Here is a 19818-nt window from a genome sequence, read left to right as displayed (position 1 = left end):
ACGGGCGCGGCCCGTCAGGCCCGGCGCCCTGCCGACGGCGAGCACGGCGCGATTCGTCGCGTCGTGCTCGCCGGTTTCACGTGAGGCTTACTCGCCCTGCAGCTTCCACTTGCCGTCGACGATCTGCACCATCACGCGCGCACGCGTGTCGAAGCCGTTGTGATCGGTCGCCGTCATGTTGATCACGCCGTGCGACACGGGCAGATCCTTCACGCTCTCGATCGACGCACGCAGCGCTTCGCGGAACGCCTCGGTGCCCGGCTGCCCCTTCTTCAGCGCTTCGGGAATCGCACGCTGCAGCAGCAGCCCCGCATCCCACGCATGGCCGCCGAACGTCGAGAGCGAGCCCGCGCCGTAGGCCTTCTCGTACGCGACCTTGTACCCAAGCGCCGACTTCTTCACCGGATTCGAATCGGGCAGCTGGTCGATCACGAGCACCGGGCCGGCCGGCAGGATCTCGCCTTCGCAATCCTTGCCGCACACGCGCAGGAAGTCGTTGTTCGCGACGCCGTGCGTCTGGTACACCTTGCCCTTGTAACCGCGCTCCTTCAGCGTCTTGGCCGGCAGCGCCGCCGGCGTGCCGGAGCCGGCGATCAGCACCGCATCGGGATTCGAGCCCATCAACTTCAGCACCTGCCCCATCACCGACGCGTCGGTGCGGTTGAAGCGCTCGTTCGACACGAGCTTCAGGCCGTTCTTCTCGGCCGCCGCGCTGAACGTCTTGTACCAGCTGTCGCCGTACGCATCCGCGAAGCCGATGAAGCCGACCGTCTTCACGCCGTGCTTGGCCATGTAGCCGGCGATCGCGTCGGCCATCAGCTGGTCGTTCTGCGGCACCTTGAACATCCACGCGCGCTTCGCGTCCATCGGCGCGATGATCTGCGCACTCGCCGCGAGCGAGATCGTCGGCGTCTTGCCCTGCGATACGGGGTCGAGCATCGCAAGCGAGTTCGGCGTGACGGACGAGCCGATGATCGCGTCGACGTGATCTTCGTCGATCAGCTTGCGCACGTTCTGCACCGCGCGGCTCGTGTCCGATGCATCGTCGAGCACGATGTACTGCACGCTCTTGCCCGCGATTTCCTTCGGCAGCAGCGCGATCGTGTTCTTTTCCGGAATCCCGAGCGAGGCAGCCGGCCCGGTGGCCGACAGCGTCACGCCGATCTTCACCTGCGCCGACGCCGTCGCCGCCGCGCACACGAGGCCTGCGGCAAGCACGGCCTCCATCCATCGATTCATCTTCATTTACGTCGTCTCCAAACGCTGCTCGAAAAATTCGCGGGATGCTCGGGCGGCTCCCGGCCCCAAACAAGTTAATAATTTAACTATCTCGTCATCCCGCGCCTACGCTCGTTTTCCCGTGAAACGCCGCGACTGCGGCAGGACGCCAATGACACGACGACGCACGCGCGCAGGCGGGACGAAACGCGTGAAGCGTTCGTTCGCCCGCCACGATGCGCAGCGGCGGTGTCGTCGGAATGAAAAAAGCGAAGAAATGCGGGATCGTGCGGAAGATAGATGTGTGCGCAACGATCACCGGAAGGCGCACCGGCGTGGCCCGGCTCTGCCAGGCATGCGGACGAGAAAAGATCGGAAAAGCGGCGGCTCATGCCGACACGGATGCGAACGCAACGACCGGTGTAGGCGCCATGCCGGTGACTCGCGTCGAAACGCGCGTACCGGCCGCAGGACGGCCCGCAAAGGGCGGGAAGTACCCATGCGCGCCTAATGACGAACGAGCGGCGCCAGCCGCCCTTCCTGCCCCGATCCATCGCCCCGTGCTTCTCATCCAACCGTACTCCCTCTTCTGCATTCTGCTTGTAGGAGAACTGCCGACCGATTTTCCCGACCGCGCGGTCGGCGAAAGCCGAGTGTAACGGACGCCTTTCGCGCACGCCAACCGGGTAAGCCCGGACAGCCTGCGCATGGCTGCGCGCCGTCTGCGAAACGATAGCGGGAAATGGAAAAACAGGGGGCGCGGCGAAGCGCGGAAGATGCGCGGTGCGAATGCAAGCGCGGAATACGGCACTTGCGCAGGACGATGCACCACCGGTGGAAATCCGTGCACGCAAATGAAAAAGCGCTGTTGGATTCCGTCCAACAGCGCTTTGGGGTCCGGGCACTTTGTGCCTCGATTGTCTCCTCGTTCTCCACCTGCAAATTCGTTTCGCGGTGCATCAGAACTAGGGTGAATCTTAAAGAGGCTTAAGCACCGCGACAACTTAGCATTTACCCCTATGGTGCATCGCCGCACGAAAATGGGGCACCAGCCTGCCGCGCGGCGCCGGCCCGAGCCCGCTGCGACGCCCTTCCGGAGCATGCCGGATGGTGCTTCGCATCAACGCGCCGCGACGCGCGCAGCACGCGCTCAGGAGGCCCTGAGCGGCTTGATCCGCGCGACCATCTCGCCGACGATGCCGCGCCGGAACGCCAGCACGCACGCGATGAAGATCAGCCCCGTGACGATCGTCGCCGATTCGCCGAGCGAATGGAACCACGCGACGCCGGTCGTCGACGCGAGCCATTCACCGATGTCGCCGAGCCGGTCTTCCAGCGCGACGATCAGCGCCGCCCCGAGCAGCGGCCCGAACAGCGTGCCCATCCCGCCGACGAGCGTCATCAGCACGACGAGGCCCGACATCGTCCAGTACGCATCGGAGAGCGTCTCGAAGCCGAGCACGAGCACCTTCAGCGAACCGGCCAGCCCCGCGAGCCCGGCCGACAGGATGAACGCGAGCAGCTTGAAGCGGTCGGTGTCGTAGCCGAGCGAGATCGCGCGCGCCTCGTTCTCCTTGATCGCGACGAGCACCTGGCCGAACGGCGAATGGACGACCCGCACGATGAACGCACACGCAGCGACCACCACCGCCAGCACGACGTAGTACAGCGCGACGTCGTTCGACAGGTCGAGCAGCCCGAACAGATGGCCGCGCGGCACGCCCTGCAGGCCGTCCTCGCCGTGCGTGAACGGCGCCTGCAGGTAGATGAAGTAGACCATCTGCGCAAACGCGAGCGTGATCATCGCGAAGTAGATGCCCTGCCGGCGGATCGCGAACAACCCGACGACGAGCCCGAGCAGCGTCGCGGCGACGGTGCCCGCGAGCACGCCGAGCTCCGGCGTGACACCGAGCGTCTGTATCGAATAGCCGGTCGCGTAGCCGGCGGTCGCGAGGAACATCGCATGACCGAACGACAGCAGCCCCGTATAGCCGATCAGCAGGTTGAACGCGGCCGCGAACAGCGCGAACGTGAGCACCTTCATCACGAACACCGGATACGCGCCGATGAACGGCGCGGCGAGCAGTGCGGCGAGCAGCACGCCGTAGAGCGCTTTTCTCTGCATCATTTTTCCTTGCCGAAGAGGCCCGCCGGGCGGAACAGCAGCACGATCGCCATGATGACGAACACGACGGTCGCCGACGCTTCGGGGTAGAACACGCGCGTGAAGCCCTCGATCACGCCGAGCAGCAGGCCCGTGACGATCGAGCCGAGGATCGAGCCCATCCCGCCGATCACGACCACCGCGAACACGGTGATGATCATCGGCTGCCCCATCAGCGGCGACACCTGGATCACCGGTGCGGCCAGCACACCCGCGAACGCGGCGAGCGCGACGCCGAAGCCGTAGGTGAGCGTGATCATCATCGGCACGTTCACGCCGAACGCCTCGACGAGCTTCGGGTTCTCGGTGCCCGCGCGCAGGTAGGCGCCCAGGCGCGTCTTCTCGATCACGAACCACGTCACGAGGCACACTGCGAGCGATGCGACGACGACCCATGCACGGTAGTTCGGCAGGAACATGAAACCGAGGTTGGTCGCGCCGGAAAGCTGCGACGGCACGTCGTACGGCTGGCCCGACGAGCCGTAGATCGACCGGAACACGCCTTCGACGACCAGCGTGAGGCCGAACGTGAGCAACAGCCCGTACAGATGATCGAGCTTGTACAGCCAGCGCAGCATCGAGCGCTCGATCACGATCCCGAACGCGCCGACGATCAGCGGCGCCAGCACGAGCATCGCCCAATACGGCAGCCCGAAGTACGACAGGCCCATCCACGCGAGCATCGCGCCCAACATGAACAGCGCGCCGTGCGCGAAGTTGATCACGTTGAGCAGCCCGAAGATCACCGCGAGCCCGAGGCTCAGGATCGCGTAGAACGAGCCGTTGACGAGCCCGAGCAGCAACTGGCTGAGCATCGCCGGCAACGGAATGCCAAAGATTTCCATCGACTTAGCCGTCAGAATGAGTTTCGTTGCGTGCGCAACCTTCATGCGTTGCGCACGCGGGCGGCGCAGCGGGGCACCTCGCTACAGCCGCCACCGTGCGGCGCGCCTGGGCGCGCCGCTACGCCGCGCTTCACTTCCAGAGTGCGCAGCGCGTCTCCTGCTTGGTTCCGAACGCCTGTTCGCCCGGAATCGTCGCGAGTACCTTGTAGTAGTCCCACGGCTCCTTCGATTCCGACGGCTTCTTCACTTCCATCAGGTACATGTCGTGGATCATGCTGCCGTCCGTGCGGATGTAGCCCTTCGCGTAGAAGTCGTTGATCTTGATCTTCTTCAGCTCGGCCATCACCTTGTCGGAATCCGTCGTGCCGGCCGCCTGGACGGCCTTCAGGTAGGTCGTCACCGACGAGTAGTCGGCCGCCTGCAGGCTCGACGGCATCTTCTTCATCTTGCCGAAGTAGCGCTGCGCCCACTGGCGCGACGCCGCGTCGCGGTTCCAGTACCAGCTGTCGGTCAGCACGAGGCCCTGCGTCGTCTCGAGGCCCAGGCTGTGCACGTCGTCGATGAACATCAGCAGCGCGGCGAGCTTCATCGTCTTCGTGATGCCGAATTCCTTCGCGGCCTTGATCGAGTTGATCGTGTCGCCGCCCGCGTTCGCGAGGCCGAGGATCTGCGCCTTCGACGACTGCGCCTGCAGCAGGAACGACGAGAAATCCGACGCGGACAGCGGGTGGCGCACCGTGCCGAGCACCTGGCCGCCGTTCGCCTTCACGACGTCCGACGTGTTCTTCTCGAGCGCCTTGCCGAACGCGTAGTCGGCGGTCAGGAAGAACCACGACTTGCCACCCTGCTTCACCACCGCCGACCCGGTGCCCTTCGCGAGCGCCATCGTGTCGTAGGCGTAGTGGACCGTGTACGGCGTACACTGCTCGTTGGTCAGCGTGTCGGCGCCCGCGCCGATGTTGATGTAGACCTTCTTCTTCTCGGCCGCGACCTGGTTCATCGACAGCGCGGTGGCCGAGTTCGTGCCGCCGACCAGCAGGTCGAGCCCGCCGCGGTCCATCCACTCGCGCGCCTTCGACGCCGCGATGTCCGCCTTGTTCTGGTGATCGGCATAGACAACCTCGATCGGCTTGCCGAGCACCTTGCCGCCGAAGTCGGCGACCGCCATGCGGATCGCCTCGAGGCCACCCTGCCCGTCGATGTCCGCGTAAAGCCCCGACATATCAGTGATGAAGCCGATCTTCACGGTATCCGCGGCTTGCGCGGCGCCGGCGGTGAATGCGGCGGTCGCGAGCGCGAGACAGGCGTGTGCGAGGGTCTTCATTTTCATTGACGTCTCCTGTTGTTCTGATGCGTTGTGGTTGTTCGAGGGCCGCCACGGCTAGCGGCAAAGGAAACGGGGCGGCGTCACACCCCGAGAAGATCGTGCAGGGTCGGCATCTTGCTTTCGAGTTCGGCCGCGCGGAAGTGCTCGACGATGGTGCCGTGCTCCATCACGTAGAAGCGGTCGGCGAGCGGCGCGGCGAAGCGGAAATTCTGTTCGACCATCACGACCGTGTAGCCGCGCGCCTTCAGCGCGACGATCATCCGCGCGAGCGCCTGCACGATCACCGGCGCGAGGCCTTCGGAAATCTCGTCGAGCAGCAGCAGGTTCGCGCCGGTGCGCAGGATCCGCGCAACCGCGAGCATCTGCTGCTCGCCGCCGGACAACCGCGTGCCCTGGCTTTGCCGGCGCGACGCGAGGTTCGGGAACATCGCGTAGATCTCGTCGAGCGACATCGCGTGCTCGCTCGGCCCGATCTGCGGCGGCAGCATCAGGTTCTCCTCGCACGACAGGCTCGAGAAGATCCCGCGCTCCTCCGGGCAGTAGCCGACGCCGAAATGCGCGATGCGGTGCGTCGCGAGGCCGATCGTTTCGTTGCCCGCGACCTTGATCGACCCGTTGCGGCGGCCCGTGAGGCCCATGATCGCGCGCAGCGTCGTCGTGCGGCCCGCGCCGTTGCGGCCGAGCAGCGTGACGACCTCGCCGCGATGCACCGTCAGGTCGACACCGTGCAATATGTGGGATTCCCCGTACCAGGCCTCCAGGCCCGTGATCTCCAGCGCGGGCGTACCGCTTTCGACGCCGCTCAATTCGCGTTCCTCCCGTTCGCTGTGCTTCATGCGTGCGCCCCCGCGAGCGCCGCGTCGGCGCTGCCCATGTAAGCCTCGATGACGAGCGGATTCTTCGACACTTCCGCATACGAGCCTTCGGCCAGCACCTCGCCGCGTTGCAGGACGGTAATCGTGTCGGAGATGCCCGCGATCACGTTCATGTTGTGCTCGACCATCAGGATCGTGCGGCCGCTCGCGACCTTCTTGATCAGCGCGGTCACGCGATCGACGTCCTCGTGGCCCATCCCCTGCGTGGGCTCGTCGAGCAGCATCAGTTCGGGCTCCATCGCAAGCGTCGTCGCGATCTCGAGCGCGCGCTTGCGGCCGTAGGCCAACTCGACGGTCGGCACCTGCGCGAAATCGGTCAGGCCGACCTGCGTGAGCAGGTCCATCGCGCGATCGTCGAGACGCTTCAGCGTGCGTTCGCTGCGCCAGAAATGGAATTCGGTGCCGAGCGCGCGCTGCAGGCCGATGCGCACGTTCTGCAGTGCGGTCAGGTGCGGGAACACGGCCGAGATCTGAAACGAGCGGATGATGCCGCGCCGCGCGACCTGCGCGGGCCGCTCGTTGGTGATGTCGATCCCGTTGAAGACGATCTGTCCGGCCGTCGGCGTCAGGAACTTGGTGAGGAGGTTGAAGCAGGTGGTCTTGCCCGCGCCGTTCGGCCCGATCAGCGCATGGATCGCGCCGCGCCGCACACGCAGGTTGACGCCGTTCACGGCGGTGAAACCCCTGAATTCTTTCGTCAGTCCGCGTGTTTCCAGAATCGTGTCGCCGAGAATCATGTTCCCTTCCGTACGAAGTCAGGCGAAGCACCGGGATGCCTGGCAAGCGCCCGCGAACAGGTCAGCGGATCAGCGGTCTGCCCCCGGGCGCCGTGGTACGCCTCGAGGGTGGTCTCCCGCGCCGACGCGTATGCACATTGCGCAACATTGTCGCGCCGTTGGTGCAGTGCAATCATCGGGATTTGCACTTATAGGGCTGGCCGCCATGCCGCATGCGGCTGTGCATGGTTTTTCGCCACGCTTTTTTGACACGCGCATCATCGCCGGTTAACCGCGCGCATCGCCTGTCGCACGCACAACGAAAAAAGCCGCGCGGGTGCGCGGCTTGCATCGATCCTGCCGTTCCGGTTTCTGTAACCGGAGCGACGACAGCTTGTTTCGCATATCGAATCAGCGGGCGTCAGCATGACGGCCCGCTGTCGCGCGTGTCAGCGTTCCGTCACATGGCGGTCGCCGCCGCCTCGGTCCGCACCGGCGTCGCTTCGCGCGCCGCGCGGCGATCGGCGCGGATCATGTCGCTCGCACGCTCGGCGATCATCAGCGTCGGCGAATTGGTGTTACCCGACGTGATGAACGGCATCACCGACGCATCGACGATCCGCAGCCCGGCGATGCCGCGCACGCGCAACCGGCTGTCGACCACCGCGCGCTCATCGTCGGCGCGCCCCATCCGGCAGGTACCGACCGGATGAAAGATCGTCGTGCCGACGGCGCCGGCCGCCTCGATCAGCTCGGCCTCGGTCCGATACTGCGCGCCCGGCAGGATTTCCTCCGGACGATAGCGCGCGAGCGCCGGCGCGGACGCGATCCGGCGCGTGAGGCGCAGCGCGTTCGCGGCGACATGGCGATCGTGATCGGTCGATAGATAGTTCGGTGCGATCGCGGGCGCGAGGCCCGGATCGGCGCTCGCGATATGCACGCTGCCGCGCGATGTCGGCCGCAGATGGCAGACGGAAGCCGTAAACGCGTTGAAGCTGTGCAACGGTTCGCCGAAGCGCTCGAGCGACAGCGGCTGCACGTGGTATTCGAGATCGGGGCGCGTGAGCGCGGGATCGTCCGGATCGGATTTCGCGAACGCGCCGAGCTGCGACGGCGCCATCGACATCGGGCCGCGCTGCAGCAACGCATATTCTGCGCCGATCATCAGCTTGCCCCACCAGTGCGCGGACATCGTGTTGAGCGTGCGCACGCCTTCGACGCGAAACGCCATCCGCAATTGCAGGTGATCCTGCAGGTTTTCGCCGACGCCCGGCAGATCCTGCACGACGTCGATGCCGAGCGCCTGCAGCCGCCGGCCGCAGCCGATGCCCGACAGTTCGAGCAGTTGCGGCGAATTCACGGCGCCGGACGTCAGCAACACTTCCGCGCGCGCCCGCGCGACGTAATCGGTGCCGCCGCCATGATATTCGACGCCGACCGCGCGCCGCCCGTCGAAGATCACGCGCTGCGCCTGCGCGCCGGTGATCACGGTGAGGTTCGGGCGCGCCATCGCGGGCCGCAGGAATGCCTTCGACGTGTTCCAGCGCACGCCGCGCTTCTGGTTCACCTCGAAATAGCCGACCCCGGAATTGTCGCCGCGGTTGAAATCGTCGGTCGCCGGGATGCCCGTCTGCTGCGCGGCCTGCGCGAACGATTCGAGGATCTCCCAGCGCAGCCGCTGCTTCTCGACGCGCCAGTAGCCGCCCGCGCCGTGCACGTCGCTTTCGCCCGCATGGTGATCCTCGCTGCGCTTGAAGATCGGCAGCACGCTGTCCCACGACCAGCCAGCGTCGCCGGTTTCCTGCGCCCAGCTGTCGTAATCCTCGCGCTGGCCGCGCATGTAGATCATCCCGTTGATCGACGAACAGCCGCCGAGCACGCGGCCGCGCGGATACGACAGCGCACGGCCGTTGAGCGCCGCTTCGGGTTGCGTCTTGTACAGCCAGTCGGTGCGCGGATTGCCGATGCAATACAGATAGCCGACCGGGATGTGGATCCAGTGATAGTCGTCCTTGCCGCCCGCTTCCAGCAGCAGCACGCTGATGTCGGGGTCTTCGGTCAGGCGGTTCGCGAGCACACAGCCCGCGGTGCCCGCGCCGACGATCACATAGTCAAATTCGCCTTCGAGCGTGCGTTGAGTCGTCACTGCTTGTCTCCGGTCGACCCGCGTTAGCGCTTCAGCGCTTACGCGGGTCCCATGGCGTGATTGGATGGAGTTGACGCTTTCGCGCTAACGCCGCCCCCATACAAAGCTCGTTGTTATGCCCCTCGCGACGCAATACCGCGCATCATTTCCAGCATAGTGCGTCGCACCCTTCGCGCCCTGGAATACACCAGGCAACGCGACCGATGAAGCGTACTCCGCCTGCCGGGCGCCGATCCAATGAGTTATGCTGAAATGCGTTATAAGCAGCGCTCATATCACGACGATGGATCTCACCTTGCTCCGCGCATTCGCGACGGTCGCACGCGAAGGCAACCTGACGCGCGCCGCCGCGCATCTGCACCTGACGCAGCCGGCCGTCAGCCTGCAGATCAAGCATCTGCAGGAAACGCTCGGCGTCACGCTGTTCACGCGCACGTCGCGCGGGCTGGCACTCACGCGCGACGGCCAGACGCTGCTGCCGCATGCGGAACGCGCGCTCGCCGCGGCCGCCGACGTGCAGCGCGCCGCTGCTGCGTTGCGGCACGAGGTGCGCGGCCGGCTGCGGATCGGCACGATCCTCGACCCCGGTTTCCTGCGGCTCGGCGGCTTCCTGCGCGCGCTCGTCGAGACCCATCCGCAGATCGAGACCGCACTGCGGCACGGGATGTCGGGCTGGGTGCTCGAACAGGTGCGCGCGCAGGCGCTCGACGTCGGCTACTACATCGGGCGGCCGGGCGAGGACGATCCGCTCGACGGCGCCCTGTTCCACACCGTCACGCTCACGCATTTCCAATACCGCGTGCTCGCGCCGGCCGGCTGGAAGGAACGCGTGCAGCGCGCGCACGACTGGCGCGCGCTCGCCGCGCTGCCGTGGATCTGGACGCCGCCGGCGTCCGCGCACCACCGGCTGCTGTCGCGCCGCTTCGCGAACGCCGGCGCGCAGCCCGTGAAAGTCGCCGAAGTCGACCAGGAGCAGTCGATGCTCGACCTCGTCAAATCGGGCATCGGGTTGACGCTCGCGCGCGACTCGACCGCGCTGGCCGAAGCACACGCGCATGCGCTGACGATCGTCGAGCGCGTGACGGTACCGACCGAGCTCACGTTCGTGACGCTCGCCGAGCGGCGCGACGAACCGGCGATCGCGGCCGCGCTGCAGCTGATCGAAGCCCAGTGGGCGATATGAGCGGTGCTGATGAAGGCGTGCGTGCCGGGCGCCGGGCGCAATACGCGTCATGTCGCCGCGCCCCCGGCCCGTCGTCACGCCACCGTCCCCGCCTTTTTGCTAGATTGTGCGTTCGCACACCGCGAGACCCCTGATTGAAGGAGATCCGCATGGCCCGCAACATCGAGATCAAAGCCCGCGCCCGCGAATTCGACCGGCTGCGCGAACAGGCCGCTACGCTCGCGACCGAAGCACCGCTGTTCTATCGCCAGCAGGATTTCTTCTATGACGTGCCGCGCGGCAGGCTGAAGCTGCGCCGCTTCGAAGACGGCACGCCCGCCGAACTGATCTTCTACCAGCGCGACGACCGCGACGGCCCGAAGGCGTCGTACTACACGCGCAGCCCCGTGACGAATCCCGACGCGATGCATGCGCTGCTCGCGACCGCACTGACCACGCGCGGGATCGTGACGAAGGAACGGCACGTGTATCTCGCGGGCCGCACGCGCATCCACCTCGACCGCGTCGACGGTCTCGGCGATTTCATCGAACTGGAAGTCGTGCTCGGCCCGGACGACGACGAAGCCGGCGGCGAAGCCGAAGCGCACGACGTGTTCACGAAGCTCGGCGTATCGCAGGACGATCTCGTCGCGGTCGCATACGTCGACCTGCTGAACGCCGACTCGCAGCCCGAAGCGGCCTGATCCGGCCCCGCCGGCGGCGTTGCGGTGCGCGCCGCCGAGAGCCTGTGCCCGCCGATAACGGGCTTGCACCGGCCCGGCCGCCGCGTCACGCGGCGCCGGGCGCCAGGTGCGCGAGCGGCAGCGCGCCGTTGCGCTTGAAGGTCGTCAGCACGATGTTCGAGCGCACGCTGTCGACGCCCGGCACGCGCATCAGCTTCTTCATCACGAACTGCGACAGCGCGTTCAGGTCCGGCGCGACGATCCGCAGCAGGTAGTCGGCGTCGCCCACCACCGCGTGGCATTCGAGCACTTCGGGCAGCACGTCGATCTGCTGCTGGAACTGCTCGATGATCGAATCGCCGTGGTGCTTGAGCTTCAGGCTCGTGAACGCGGTGACGCCGAGCCCGAGCTTTTCGGGGCGCAGCATCACGCGGTAGCCTTCGATCACGCCCGCCGCCTCGAGCCGCTGCAGCCGCCGGCCGATCTGCGACGGCGACAGCGGCACCTCCTCGCCAAGCTGCTGATGCGTCGCGCGACCGAAGCGCTGCAGCACGTCCAGCAGCGCGAGATCGAAGTGATCGAGTTCCAGCATGAGTATGCTCCGCATTGATTCGTGATTTTATGCACGATTATCGCATCAACAAGCAAATCAACGCCAACTATGCGCCCATTCCGCGCGCACACCGCTCTACACTTGCATGGTTCCCAACCACAGCGTGCAGAGCCTGATCATGTCCACTGTCGTCACCGCGAAACTGCAGGAGCAGTTCGACGCGGGCCTCGAAACCCGCGCAGATTTCACCATCGACCAGCCGCTGGCGCATTACGGCCAGGTCGACCATGCGGTGTGGAAGCAGCTCTATGCGCGCCAGTCGGCGCTGCTGCGCGCTCGCGCATGCGACGCGTTCGTCGCCGGTCTCGGGAAGATCGAGCTGCCGGCCGATCGCGTGCCGTCGTTCGCCGACGTGAATCGCCAGTTGAAGCCCGCGACGGGCTGGGAGATCGTCGCGGTGCCGGGCCTCGTGCCCGACCGCGTGTTCTTCGAGCACCTCGCGAACCGGCGCTTTCCGGTCACCTGGTGGATGCGCCGCCCCGACCAGCTCGACTACCTGCAGGAACCCGACTGCTTCCACGACCTGTTCGGCCATGTGCCGCTGTTGATCGACCCGGTGTTCGCCGACTACATGCAGGCGTACGGCCGCACCGCGCTTGCGGTCGCCGATGACGAAGCGGCGCTTGCCCGCCTCGCGCGGCTCTACTGGTATACGGTCGAATTCGGGCTGATCCGCGACCCGCGCGGCACGCACGGGCTGTCGATCTACGGCGCGGGGATCGTGTCGAGCAAGGGCGAAAGCCTGTACAGCCTCGAAAGTGCGGCGCCGAACCGGCTCGGCTTCGACCTCGAGCGCGTGATGCGCACGAAATACCGGATCGACACGTTCCAGAAAACCTACTTCGTGATCGACGATTTCGCGCAGCTGTTCGCGCTCGCCGATGTCGACGGCCGCGCGCTGGCCGACCGGCTGGCGGCGTTGCCCGAATTCGCGGCCGGCGCGGTGCTCGATACCGACCGCGTGCTGCATCGCGGCACCGGCGAAGGCTGGCCCGACGACGCCGACGCGTGAAGGCATGCGCGGCGCCCGTCGCCGCATGGCCGTCCCCGGATGCCCGTCCCGCAACTATGAAACAATGACCGGTGCCGGCTTCGCCGCGCGGCCTCTGCCGTGCGCGGGCGCCGTTACCGAACGAGGTGCAACATGATCCACAAGCTCACATCAGAAGAACGCAAGACCCGGCTCGAAGGCCTGCCGCTCTGGACGGCCATGCCGGGCCGCGACGCGATCCAGCGCAGCCTGCGCTTCGCCGATTTCAACGAAGCCTTCGGCTTCATGACGCGCGTCGCGATCAAGGCGCAGGAGATGGACCACCATCCGGAATGGTTCAACGTGTACAACCGCGTCGACATCACGCTGTCGACCCACGACGCCGACGGCCTCACCGAACGCGACATCGAACTGGCGCAGTTCATCGACCGGGCCGGCGCGCACGCGAAACCGGCTGCCTGAGCCCTTCCTCTACCGCCGCGCATCTTTCGGTGCGCGGCGCGTCAACTTTTCATTTCGATGAACGTTTTCTAGGATGTAGTCAGCGAAAGCCTTCAGCTTTCCAAGCCATCCTTAAGGCGCACGTAAGTCTCGTACGCTTTCCGCGCCTTGGGGTCCAAACCTTCCAGTTGCAGCGCGCTTTCGCGCTGTACAATCAGCAGCGCATACGGCTTGGAGAGCGCGTTGGCCTCTTCGCAGAGTTTGAGTTCGTCGCCGCTCGACGGCGAGCGGGCGCGCCAGAAATTGATCGCGGCTTCAAGGTCGTGGATCGAAATATCGGACATGTTTGGATGTAATCGTTCGCTGGCCGTCATGCTTGATGTCACGCGATGCGGCGCCCCTGTGGAAACGGCTTCGTGCTGTCCGCGTGCCTGAACCGCCAACCCATTGTACTTGAGCGAACTTCATGCGACTCCTTCTGATCGAAGACGACCGCCCCATCGCACGCGGTATCCAGAGCAGCCTCGAGCAGGCTGGCTTCACCGTCGACATGGTGCATGACGGCATTTTTGCCGAACAGGCGCTGGCACAAAACCGCCACGAACTCGTGATCCTCGACCTCGGCCTGCCGGGCATCGACGGGATGACGCTGCTCACGCGCTTCCGCCAGACCAACCGCCACACGCCCGTCATCGTGCTGACCGCGCGTGACGAGCTGAACGACCGGATCCAGGGCCTGAACTCGGGCGCCGACGATTACATGCTCAAGCCGTTCGAGCCGGCCGAGCTCGAAGCGCGCATCCGCGCGGTGATGCGCCGCAGCGGCCCGCACAGCGACATGCCGCGTCCGGAAGTGTCGCTCGGCGGCGTCCGCCTGTCGGGCGTCGACCGCCGCATCTTCAACGACGACAAGCCGCTCGAACTGTCGCCGCGCGAATTCGCGGTGCTCGAGATGCTGCTGCTGCGTCACGGTCGTGTCGTCAGCAAGGCCCAGTTGCAGGATCACCTCACGCACTTCGGCGGCGATCTCGGCGACACCGCGATCGAAGTCTATGTGCACCGCGTGCGCAAGAAACTCGAGCAGTGCCGTGTCGAAATCGTCACGGTGCGCGGCTTCGGCTACCTGCTGCAGGAAATCCGCCAGACGGCGAGCGTCTGAGCGGCGCCATGCGCCGGCCGGCCGCGTGCCGCCAGCGCCTGCGCCCTGCCCCGCGTCGTCGCCCGGCGCACGACCGCGCCGCTCCCCGTGAGCGGCGCTTATCCATTTGCCCGTCGAAATGTCACCTGATCCGGCTGTGACCACCAGCCTGCGCCGCTCGCTGCTCAGGCGCCTCGCCGCCCCGCTGTCGATGCTCGCGCTGATGAGCGGCCTGATTGCCTACTGGCTCGCGTGGCAATACACGCAGCACGTGATCGACCGCTCGCTCGCCGATCTCGCGACCGCCATCTCGAAACAGATCCAGATCGCCGGCCCCGACGCGCCGTTCACCGTGCCGCCGCTCGCGCAGGCGATGTTCTCCGATCCCGCCGAAGCGCTGATCTACCGGATCAGCGACGGCGAGCAGGAACTCGCCGGCGATCCGAAGCTGCCGCTGCAGGGCATCAACGTGCGCCGCATGCATCACGCGTACGTGTTCGAAGCCGAGTACGACAACCGCGCGGTGCGGGTCGCGCAGGTGCGCGTCGACGATGTCGAGGGCGGCAAGCCGATGGTCGTCGAAGTCGCGCAGCCGGTGCGCCACCGCTACCGGATCGCGGCCGAATTCCTCGTCGCGATCATGATGCCGTTACTGCTGCTGCTGCTCGCGGGCTGGGGCATCGTGTGGCGCGTCGTGAACCAGCAGCTCGGCCCGCTCACGCATCTCGCCGATTCGCTCAACCGGCAGACCCACACATCGCTGGAACCGGTCGACGAAACCGACGTGCCGCTGGAGATCCGGCCGCTCACGAGCGCGATGAACGCACTGCTCGGCCGCCTGAAGACCGCGCTCGATGCGCAGCGCAAGTTCATCGCCGATGCCGCGCACCAGCTGCGCACGCCGCTCACGGCCGTGAAGCTGCATGCCGAGCAGGCGGCCGTCGCGCGCGACCCGCATCAGACTTTCACCGCGGTGCGCGAGCTGCGCGCGGCCGCCGACCGTGCGGTGCGGCTGTCGAACCAGCTGCTGTCGCTCGCCCGGGCGGAACCGGGCGAACAGGCTGCGCGCTTCGTCGACGTCGACCTTGCGGCGATGGCGTTCGAGACCGGCGCCGAATGGGTCCCGCGCGCACTCGCGTCGCACGTCGACCTCGGCTTCCAGCGCAGTGACGAACCCGGCGACGACGAGAAGCTGACCGTGCGCGGCAACCCCGTGCTGCTGCGCGAGGTGATCGCCAACCTGCTCGACAATGCGCTGAAATACGTGCCGCTCGCGCGGCCGAACGGCGCGCGGATCACGGTGAACGTTGCGCGCGGCGCGCTCGACGACGGCCAGCCGGCCGCGGAGATCGTCGTCGAGGACAACGGCCCGGGCGTCCCCGCGAACCAGCAGGCCGACCTGTTCAAGCGCTTCTTCCGCGGCGACGCGCAGAGCGGCAACGGCGTCGAGACCGGCGCGGGGCTCGGCCTCGCGATCGTGCACGACATCATCGCGATGCATGGCGGCACCGTGTCGTACGAGGATGCGTCGGAAGGCGGCTCGCGCTTCGTGGTGAGGGTGCCGCTCGTCGGGCGCACGGAGAAGCCGGCCAGCGAAACACCGGCGGCCGCGTCGACGCACTGAGCGGTTCACGGCGGGCAAGCCTTGGCCAGCCCGCCGGATGAAGCAGCACGAAGAACGGCCGCCCAACCCGGCGGCCGTCCGCTGAAACGGCAGCGGCGGCGCACGATGCGCCGCCGCCTGCGTTACTTCCTGCTTTTCTTGTCCTTCGCCCTGGACTCGGGCTTGCCGTCCTTCTTGTCCTTCTTCTTTTTCTTCTTGTCGCCGTCGTCCGACGTCGCGAGCAGCGTGCCGCGGCACGACGCCGCGCCGCAATGGCATGCGTATTCACGCTTGAGCTTCTTCGTCAGCTTCGCGTCGATCACGAGGCCGTAGTCGTAGAACAGCTCCTCTTCCGGCCCGATGTCGCGCAGCGCGTGAATGTACACGCGGCCTTTGACTTCCTCGGCTTCGCAATTCGGCGCGCACGAATGGTTGATCCAGCGCGCGCTGTTGCCGTCGATCTTGCCGTCGATCACGCCGCCTTCGTCCAGTGCGAAGTAGAACGTATGGTTCGGCTCGCTCGGGTCGTGCGGATGGCGGCGCAGCGCTTCCTTCCACGAAATGCGTTCGCCCTTGTATTCCACTACGCGCTCGCCGGCCTTGATCTGCTCCACCGCGAACACGCCTTTGCCGTGTACTCCCGAGCGGCGCACCGCGATCCTGCGTGAACTCATCGAACGAATCCTTGTGAAGACGACTTGAATGGAAGACGGCCGCGATCACGGCCTGGCGTCGCGCCAAACGAAAACGCGGCACCGGTTGGTGCCGCGTCGGGTCATGCGGCGAATCACCCGCATCCTACACGTTCGAGATTGCTTCGTTCAACATCGCGCGCAATATTGCGCGCTTGATGCTCAACGCTGGCCGAATGCGATGTCGCCGAACAACGCCTTGTGCTCGCGCGGCTGCGAGCGCCAGTACTGCGGCGGCGCCGTCACCTGCGCGCCGAGCTCGGCGGCCGCGTGCCACGGCCAGCGCGGGTCGTACAGCATCGCGCGCGCCATCGCGACGAAATCGGCGTCGCCGGCCTCGATGAGACGGTTCGCATGCGCGGGTTCGTCGATGAGGCCGACCGCGAACGTCGGCATGCCGACCGCACGCTTCACGGCCTGCGCGAACGGCACCTGGTAACCCGGCGACAGCGGAATCTTCTGCAGCGGCGACACGCCGCCGGAGGACACGTCGATCCAGTCGCAGCCGCGGCGCTTCAGTTCGTGCGCGAACGCGATCGTGTCGTCGAGCTCCCAGCCGCCCTCGACCCAATCGGTCGCCGATACGCGCACGCCGACCGGCCGATCCTCCGGAAACGCCGCGCGCACGATCTCGAAGATCTCGAGCGGAAAGCGCATCCGGTTCTCGCGCGAGCCGCCGTATTCGTCGGTGCGCCGGTTCGCGAGCGGCGACAGGAACTGGTGCAGCAGGTAGCCGTGCGCCGCATGCACTTCGATCGCGTCGATGCCGAGCCGCGCGGCACGCTTCGCGGCCGCCGCGAACGCTTCGCGAATCCGGTTCAGGCCGGCCGCATCGAGCGCGAGCGGCGGCGTTTCGCCCTCCTTGTGCGGCACGGCCGACGGCGCATGCGGCAGCCAGCCGCCGTCGGCGACGGACACGAGCTGCCCGCCGTGCCACGGCACCTCGCTCGATGCCTTGCGTCCCGCATGCGACAACTGCATCGCGATGCGGATCGGCGAATGCTTGCGGATCGCGGCCAGCACGGGCTTCAGCGCGGCTTCGGTCACGTCGTCCCAGAGGCCGAGGTCGCCATGCGTGATGCGCCCGTCGGGTTCCACGGCCGTCGCCTCGATGCAGAGCAGGCCCGCGCCGGACAGCGCGAGATGGCCGAGGTGAATCATGTGCCAGTCGGTCGCCTCGCCGCGTTCGGCCGAATACTGGCACATCGGGGAAATCACGATCCGGTTCGGAAGGGTCACGCCGCGCAGCGTGAACGGAGAAAACAGCGCTGTCATGGAAGCCGCTCGCCAGGAAAGGGAAAGAGCGGATGAGCGTAGCACGCAGGCCCGAAGCGTGCAGTTGGCGCGACCGGCAGTAAACGGATGGTCAGGTCGGACCGGCAGCCGGTTGCCGGCGATGCGGCGGATGCGCGGCATGCAGCGATGCGCCGGCCTGCAACGGATGCAGGCCGGGCAGGATGTTCGCGGCGAACGGCGCCGCCCGCAGGGTCAGAGCCCGACGCTGTCGAGCCACTCCGCGAACATGCGTCGCGCGGCCGTCTCGAGCGCGGGGCCGTGCTGCGCGGTATCGGCACGCAACTGGCGCGCATCGACGCCGGGCGTCGACGCGATTTCGCCGGCGTTCGCGATCAGCCACGGTTCGAAGCGGTCGGTGCGGATTTCCGGATGACATTGCAGCGCCAGCACGTGCTGCCCCCATGCGAATGCCTGGTGGCGGCAGGCCGGCGTCGACGCGAGATGGATCGCGCCGCCCGGCAGGTCGAACGTATCGCCATGCCAGTGCAGCATCGACGTCGCCGCGCCATCGAGATGGCGCAACGGCGACGCGCGGCCGGCATCGGTGAGCGTCAGCGGCGTCCAGCCGAGTTCGTGCTGTGCAGCCGGATAGACGCGCGCACCGAGCGCACGGGCGATGAACTGCGAGCCGAGGCAAATGCCGAGGATCGGCAGCCCCGCATCGATGCGCTGGCGCACGAGCGCCGCGAGCGGCGCGATCGTCGGATACTGCGCATCGTCGTACACGCTGATCGGCCCGCCGAGCACGACGAACAGCGACGGTTCGAGCACGTCGAGCACCTCGACCCGCGACGACCCGACGTCGACGTAGCGCACTCGCCGGCCGCGTTCGCCGAGCACCTGCTCGAAGCTCCCGAGATCCTCGAAATGCACGTGGCGGATCGCCACGACTTCAGCGTTCATCATCGGCCTCCCGGTCGATCGACGGACGTCAGCCGGCGAAAATCTTCCAGGTCTTCTTCTGCGTCGCCGCGTCGGCTTCCTCCTGCACCGAGCAGTCGAGGCGCAGGTCGCTGTCGGACATCGAGATGTCGAGCGCCGCGCAATGATGCACGGTCTTCTTCGACAGCTTGCCCGGCTGGAAGTGGGCGCAGGTCACGCACATGCGCTGCGGCGGCGTCGCGCCGGCCACCTGCAGCTCGCGCAGCGTCTTCAGCAGCGCGCGATACAGTGCGCCCTGCTCGTCCGCGCCGAGCTTGCCGACCGCTTTCGTCAGGAATTCCGGCCATTGCAGCGCCTTCTTCGCGGCCGTCCGGCCACGGGCCGACAGGCGCACGGCCAGTGCACGGCCGTCGTCCAGCGCACGGCGCTTCTCGACGAGCCCCTTCGTCTCGAGCGTGCTGACCGCGTCGCTCGTGGTCGCCGCGGTGAGCTGCGTCTCGCGCGCGATCTCGCCGAGCCGCATCGGGCCCTTGCGCTGCAGCAGCAGCACGAGAATCTCGCCCTGCGTCGGCGTCAGGCCTGCGCCTTCCGCCCAATCCCATGCCTCGCTTCGCATGGCCGTACTCAACCGCAGCAGGCTGTGGGTGACACGTCCCGAAGCCTGGTTCCCGTAAACGCCTTCGCTCATAGTCTTTTCGCTTTGCCGCCGCCCGGATTACCGAGCGGCCGTAGTGTGGAGATCGAATGTCTATCTCAAAACAGACGCGCTCTTGCGAGTGCGTCAGCACGGCCGTCGCGAGGCACACGCGGCGGTCGCGTTCGCGGCGACCGGTGAGACACGCGTCGTTCCGGTGTCCGCAAAGCCGACATTCTAAGCGAGAGCGGAAAATCGCACAGCTAAGTTATCCCCTGCATTCTGTGGAAAATCGCTGGATAACTGAAATTTTTCGTTGTGCCTGCAATGCCGCGCGCCCGCGGAACGGGGCGCGCAAACATTTTCCTGTTCGAATCGGCCATCGGGGCGAC

General features: G+C 66.7%; 19 protein-coding genes. 6 read left to right on the top strand and 13 right to left on the bottom strand.

The window, feature by feature from the left end; genetic code table 11:
* Positions 1-87: 87 nt before the first annotated feature.
* From BBJ41_RS10025 to BBJ41_RS09995, 7 genes are all read right to left on the bottom strand, one after another.
* Positions 88-1245, bottom strand: coding sequence for an ABC transporter substrate-binding protein (locus tag BBJ41_RS10025; RefSeq protein ID WP_069746372.1), 1158 nt, complete (start codon positions 1243-1245; stop codon positions 88-90).
* 1123 nt (positions 1246-2368) lie between these two features.
* Positions 2369-3343: a branched-chain amino acid ABC transporter permease gene (locus BBJ41_RS10020; protein WP_069747657.1), complete on the bottom strand. Its 975-nt coding sequence runs from the start codon at positions 3341-3343 to the stop codon at positions 2369-2371.
* Positions 3343-4227, bottom strand: coding sequence for a branched-chain amino acid ABC transporter permease (locus tag BBJ41_RS10015; protein ID WP_069746371.1), 885 nt, complete (start codon positions 4225-4227; stop codon positions 3343-3345). The genes BBJ41_RS10020 and BBJ41_RS10015 overlap by 1 nt, the downstream gene beginning before the upstream one ends.
* A gap of 130 nt (positions 4228-4357) precedes the next feature.
* Positions 4358-5557, bottom strand: a complete 1200-nt coding sequence (locus BBJ41_RS10010) for an ABC transporter substrate-binding protein (protein WP_069746370.1) — start codon at positions 5555-5557, stop codon at positions 4358-4360.
* A 77-nt stretch (positions 5558-5634) separates the two neighbouring features.
* Positions 5635-6390, bottom strand: coding sequence for an ABC transporter ATP-binding protein (locus BBJ41_RS10005; protein WP_069746369.1), 756 nt, complete (start codon positions 6388-6390; stop codon positions 5635-5637).
* Positions 6387-7166 carry an ABC transporter ATP-binding protein gene (locus BBJ41_RS10000; protein WP_069746368.1) on the bottom strand — a complete coding sequence of 260 codons (780 nt, stop codon included), beginning with the start codon at positions 7164-7166 and terminating at the stop codon, positions 6387-6389. The genes BBJ41_RS10005 and BBJ41_RS10000 overlap by 4 nt, the downstream gene beginning before the upstream one ends.
* Before the next feature lie 439 nt (positions 7167-7605).
* A complete protein-coding gene (locus tag BBJ41_RS09995; protein WP_069746367.1) occupies positions 7606-9291 on the bottom strand; it encodes a GMC family oxidoreductase in 1686 nt (561 codons plus the stop codon).
* Positions 9292-9574: 283 nt separating this feature from the next.
* Here BBJ41_RS09995 and BBJ41_RS09990 point away from each other — a divergent pair, with 283 nt between their 5' ends.
* Complete coding sequence (locus BBJ41_RS09990) at positions 9575-10474, top strand: LysR family transcriptional regulator (protein ID WP_069746366.1); 900 nt, start codon at positions 9575-9577, stop codon at positions 10472-10474.
* A gap of 149 nt (positions 10475-10623) precedes the next feature.
* Positions 10624-11157, top strand: coding sequence for a class IV adenylate cyclase (locus BBJ41_RS09985; RefSeq protein ID WP_069746365.1), 534 nt, complete (start codon positions 10624-10626; stop codon positions 11155-11157).
* An 85-nt stretch (positions 11158-11242) separates the two neighbouring features.
* Here the strand turns inward: BBJ41_RS09985 and BBJ41_RS09980 are convergent, their stop codons facing one another.
* Positions 11243-11728 (bottom strand): Lrp/AsnC family transcriptional regulator, encoded by a 486-nt coding sequence (locus BBJ41_RS09980; protein WP_006408082.1) that lies wholly within the window; start codon positions 11726-11728, stop codon positions 11243-11245.
* Positions 11729-11867: 139 nt separating this feature from the next.
* Between BBJ41_RS09980 and phhA the strand changes: the two genes are divergently transcribed.
* Together phhA and BBJ41_RS09970 are read left to right on the top strand one after the other, a co-directional pair.
* Positions 11868-12761: a phenylalanine 4-monooxygenase gene (gene phhA / locus BBJ41_RS09975; protein ID WP_069747656.1), complete on the top strand. Its 894-nt coding sequence runs from the start codon at positions 11868-11870 to the stop codon at positions 12759-12761.
* A gap of 132 nt (positions 12762-12893) precedes the next feature.
* Positions 12894-13202 carry a 4a-hydroxytetrahydrobiopterin dehydratase gene (locus BBJ41_RS09970; RefSeq protein WP_069746364.1) on the top strand — a complete coding sequence of 103 codons (309 nt, stop codon included), beginning with the start codon at positions 12894-12896 and terminating at the stop codon, positions 13200-13202.
* A 92-nt stretch (positions 13203-13294) separates the two neighbouring features.
* On the opposite strand, the gene BBJ41_RS09965 is transcribed toward BBJ41_RS09970, so the two are convergent.
* Positions 13295-13525 carry a DUF3717 domain-containing protein gene (locus BBJ41_RS09965; RefSeq protein WP_069746363.1) on the bottom strand — a complete coding sequence of 77 codons (231 nt, stop codon included), beginning with the start codon at positions 13523-13525 and terminating at the stop codon, positions 13295-13297.
* A gap of 122 nt (positions 13526-13647) precedes the next feature.
* Between BBJ41_RS09965 and BBJ41_RS09960 the strand changes: the two genes are divergently transcribed.
* Positions 13648-14340: a response regulator gene (locus BBJ41_RS09960; protein WP_006401494.1), complete on the top strand. Its 693-nt coding sequence runs from the start codon at positions 13648-13650 to the stop codon at positions 14338-14340.
* A gap of 118 nt (positions 14341-14458) precedes the next feature.
* Positions 14459-15943, top strand: coding sequence for a sensor histidine kinase (locus BBJ41_RS09955; protein WP_069746362.1), 1485 nt, complete (start codon positions 14459-14461; stop codon positions 15941-15943).
* 122 nt (positions 15944-16065) lie between these two features.
* Here BBJ41_RS09955 and BBJ41_RS09950 read toward each other — a convergent pair whose 3' ends face one another.
* The 4 genes from BBJ41_RS09950 to BBJ41_RS09935 form a co-directional block, all read right to left on the bottom strand.
* Positions 16066-16596: an SET domain-containing protein gene (locus BBJ41_RS09950; RefSeq protein WP_069746361.1), complete on the bottom strand. Its 531-nt coding sequence runs from the start codon at positions 16594-16596 to the stop codon at positions 16066-16068.
* A 180-nt stretch (positions 16597-16776) separates the two neighbouring features.
* Positions 16777-17889 (bottom strand): NADH:flavin oxidoreductase/NADH oxidase, encoded by a 1113-nt coding sequence (locus tag BBJ41_RS09945; RefSeq protein ID WP_069746360.1) that lies wholly within the window; start codon positions 17887-17889, stop codon positions 16777-16779.
* Between the two features lie 213 nt (positions 17890-18102).
* Positions 18103-18813 carry a glutamine amidotransferase gene (locus tag BBJ41_RS09940; protein ID WP_069747655.1) on the bottom strand — a complete coding sequence of 237 codons (711 nt, stop codon included), beginning with the start codon at positions 18811-18813 and terminating at the stop codon, positions 18103-18105.
* A gap of 28 nt (positions 18814-18841) precedes the next feature.
* Entirely contained in the window at positions 18842-19480 is a 639-nt protein-coding gene (locus tag BBJ41_RS09935) for a MarR family winged helix-turn-helix transcriptional regulator (protein WP_069746359.1), read from the bottom strand.
* Positions 19481-19818: the final 338 nt, after the last annotated feature.

Origin of the sequence: Burkholderia stabilis (assembly GCF_001742165.1) — a bacterium.
In the GTDB taxonomy this organism is placed as follows: domain Bacteria; phylum Pseudomonadota; class Gammaproteobacteria; order Burkholderiales; family Burkholderiaceae; genus Burkholderia; species Burkholderia stabilis.
Note: the sequence above shows the minus strand (reverse complement) of the source record. Positions and strands in the feature narration are given on the sequence as shown.

What these genes read in the sequence shown, in the direction of transcription:
- BBJ41_RS10025 (WP_069746372.1), bottom strand. Translation starts at nt 1,245, where the DNA reads ATGAAGATGAATCGATGGATGGAGGCCGTGCTTGCCGCAGGCCTCGTG.
- BBJ41_RS10020 (WP_069747657.1), bottom strand. Translation starts at nt 3,343, where the DNA reads ATGCAGAGAAAAGCGCTCTACGGCGTGCTGCTCGCCGCACTGCTCGCC.
- BBJ41_RS10015 (WP_069746371.1), bottom strand. Translation starts at nt 4,227, where the DNA reads ATGGAAATCTTTGGCATTCCGTTGCCGGCGATGCTCAGCCAGTTGCTG.
- BBJ41_RS10010 (WP_069746370.1), bottom strand. Translation starts at nt 5,557, where the DNA reads ATGAAAATGAAGACCCTCGCACACGCCTGTCTCGCGCTCGCGACCGCC.
- BBJ41_RS10005 (WP_069746369.1), bottom strand. Translation starts at nt 6,390, where the DNA reads ATGAAGCACAGCGAACGGGAGGAACGCGAATTGAGCGGCGTCGAAAGC.
- BBJ41_RS10000 (WP_069746368.1), bottom strand. Translation starts at nt 7,166, where the DNA reads ATGATTCTCGGCGACACGATTCTGGAAACACGCGGACTGACGAAAGAA.
- BBJ41_RS09990 (WP_069746366.1), top strand. Translation starts at nt 9,575, where the DNA reads ATGGATCTCACCTTGCTCCGCGCATTCGCGACGGTCGCACGCGAAGGC.
- BBJ41_RS09985 (WP_069746365.1), top strand. Translation starts at nt 10,624, where the DNA reads ATGGCCCGCAACATCGAGATCAAAGCCCGCGCCCGCGAATTCGACCGG.
- BBJ41_RS09980 (WP_006408082.1), bottom strand. Translation starts at nt 11,728, where the DNA reads ATGCTGGAACTCGATCACTTCGATCTCGCGCTGCTGGACGTGCTGCAG.
- phhA (WP_069747656.1), top strand. Translation starts at nt 11,868, where the DNA reads ATGTCCACTGTCGTCACCGCGAAACTGCAGGAGCAGTTCGACGCGGGC.
- BBJ41_RS09970 (WP_069746364.1), top strand. Translation starts at nt 12,894, where the DNA reads ATGATCCACAAGCTCACATCAGAAGAACGCAAGACCCGGCTCGAAGGC.
- BBJ41_RS09965 (WP_069746363.1), bottom strand. Translation starts at nt 13,525, where the DNA reads ATGTCCGATATTTCGATCCACGACCTTGAAGCCGCGATCAATTTCTGG.
- BBJ41_RS09960 (WP_006401494.1), top strand. Translation starts at nt 13,648, where the DNA reads ATGCGACTCCTTCTGATCGAAGACGACCGCCCCATCGCACGCGGTATC.
- BBJ41_RS09955 (WP_069746362.1), top strand. Translation starts at nt 14,459, where the DNA reads ATGTCACCTGATCCGGCTGTGACCACCAGCCTGCGCCGCTCGCTGCTC.
- BBJ41_RS09950 (WP_069746361.1), bottom strand. Translation starts at nt 16,596, where the DNA reads ATGAGTTCACGCAGGATCGCGGTGCGCCGCTCGGGAGTACACGGCAAA.
- BBJ41_RS09945 (WP_069746360.1), bottom strand. Translation starts at nt 17,889, where the DNA reads ATGACAGCGCTGTTTTCTCCGTTCACGCTGCGCGGCGTGACCCTTCCG.
- BBJ41_RS09940 (WP_069747655.1), bottom strand. Translation starts at nt 18,813, where the DNA reads ATGAACGCTGAAGTCGTGGCGATCCGCCACGTGCATTTCGAGGATCTC.
- BBJ41_RS09935 (WP_069746359.1), bottom strand. Translation starts at nt 19,480, where the DNA reads ATGAGCGAAGGCGTTTACGGGAACCAGGCTTCGGGACGTGTCACCCAC.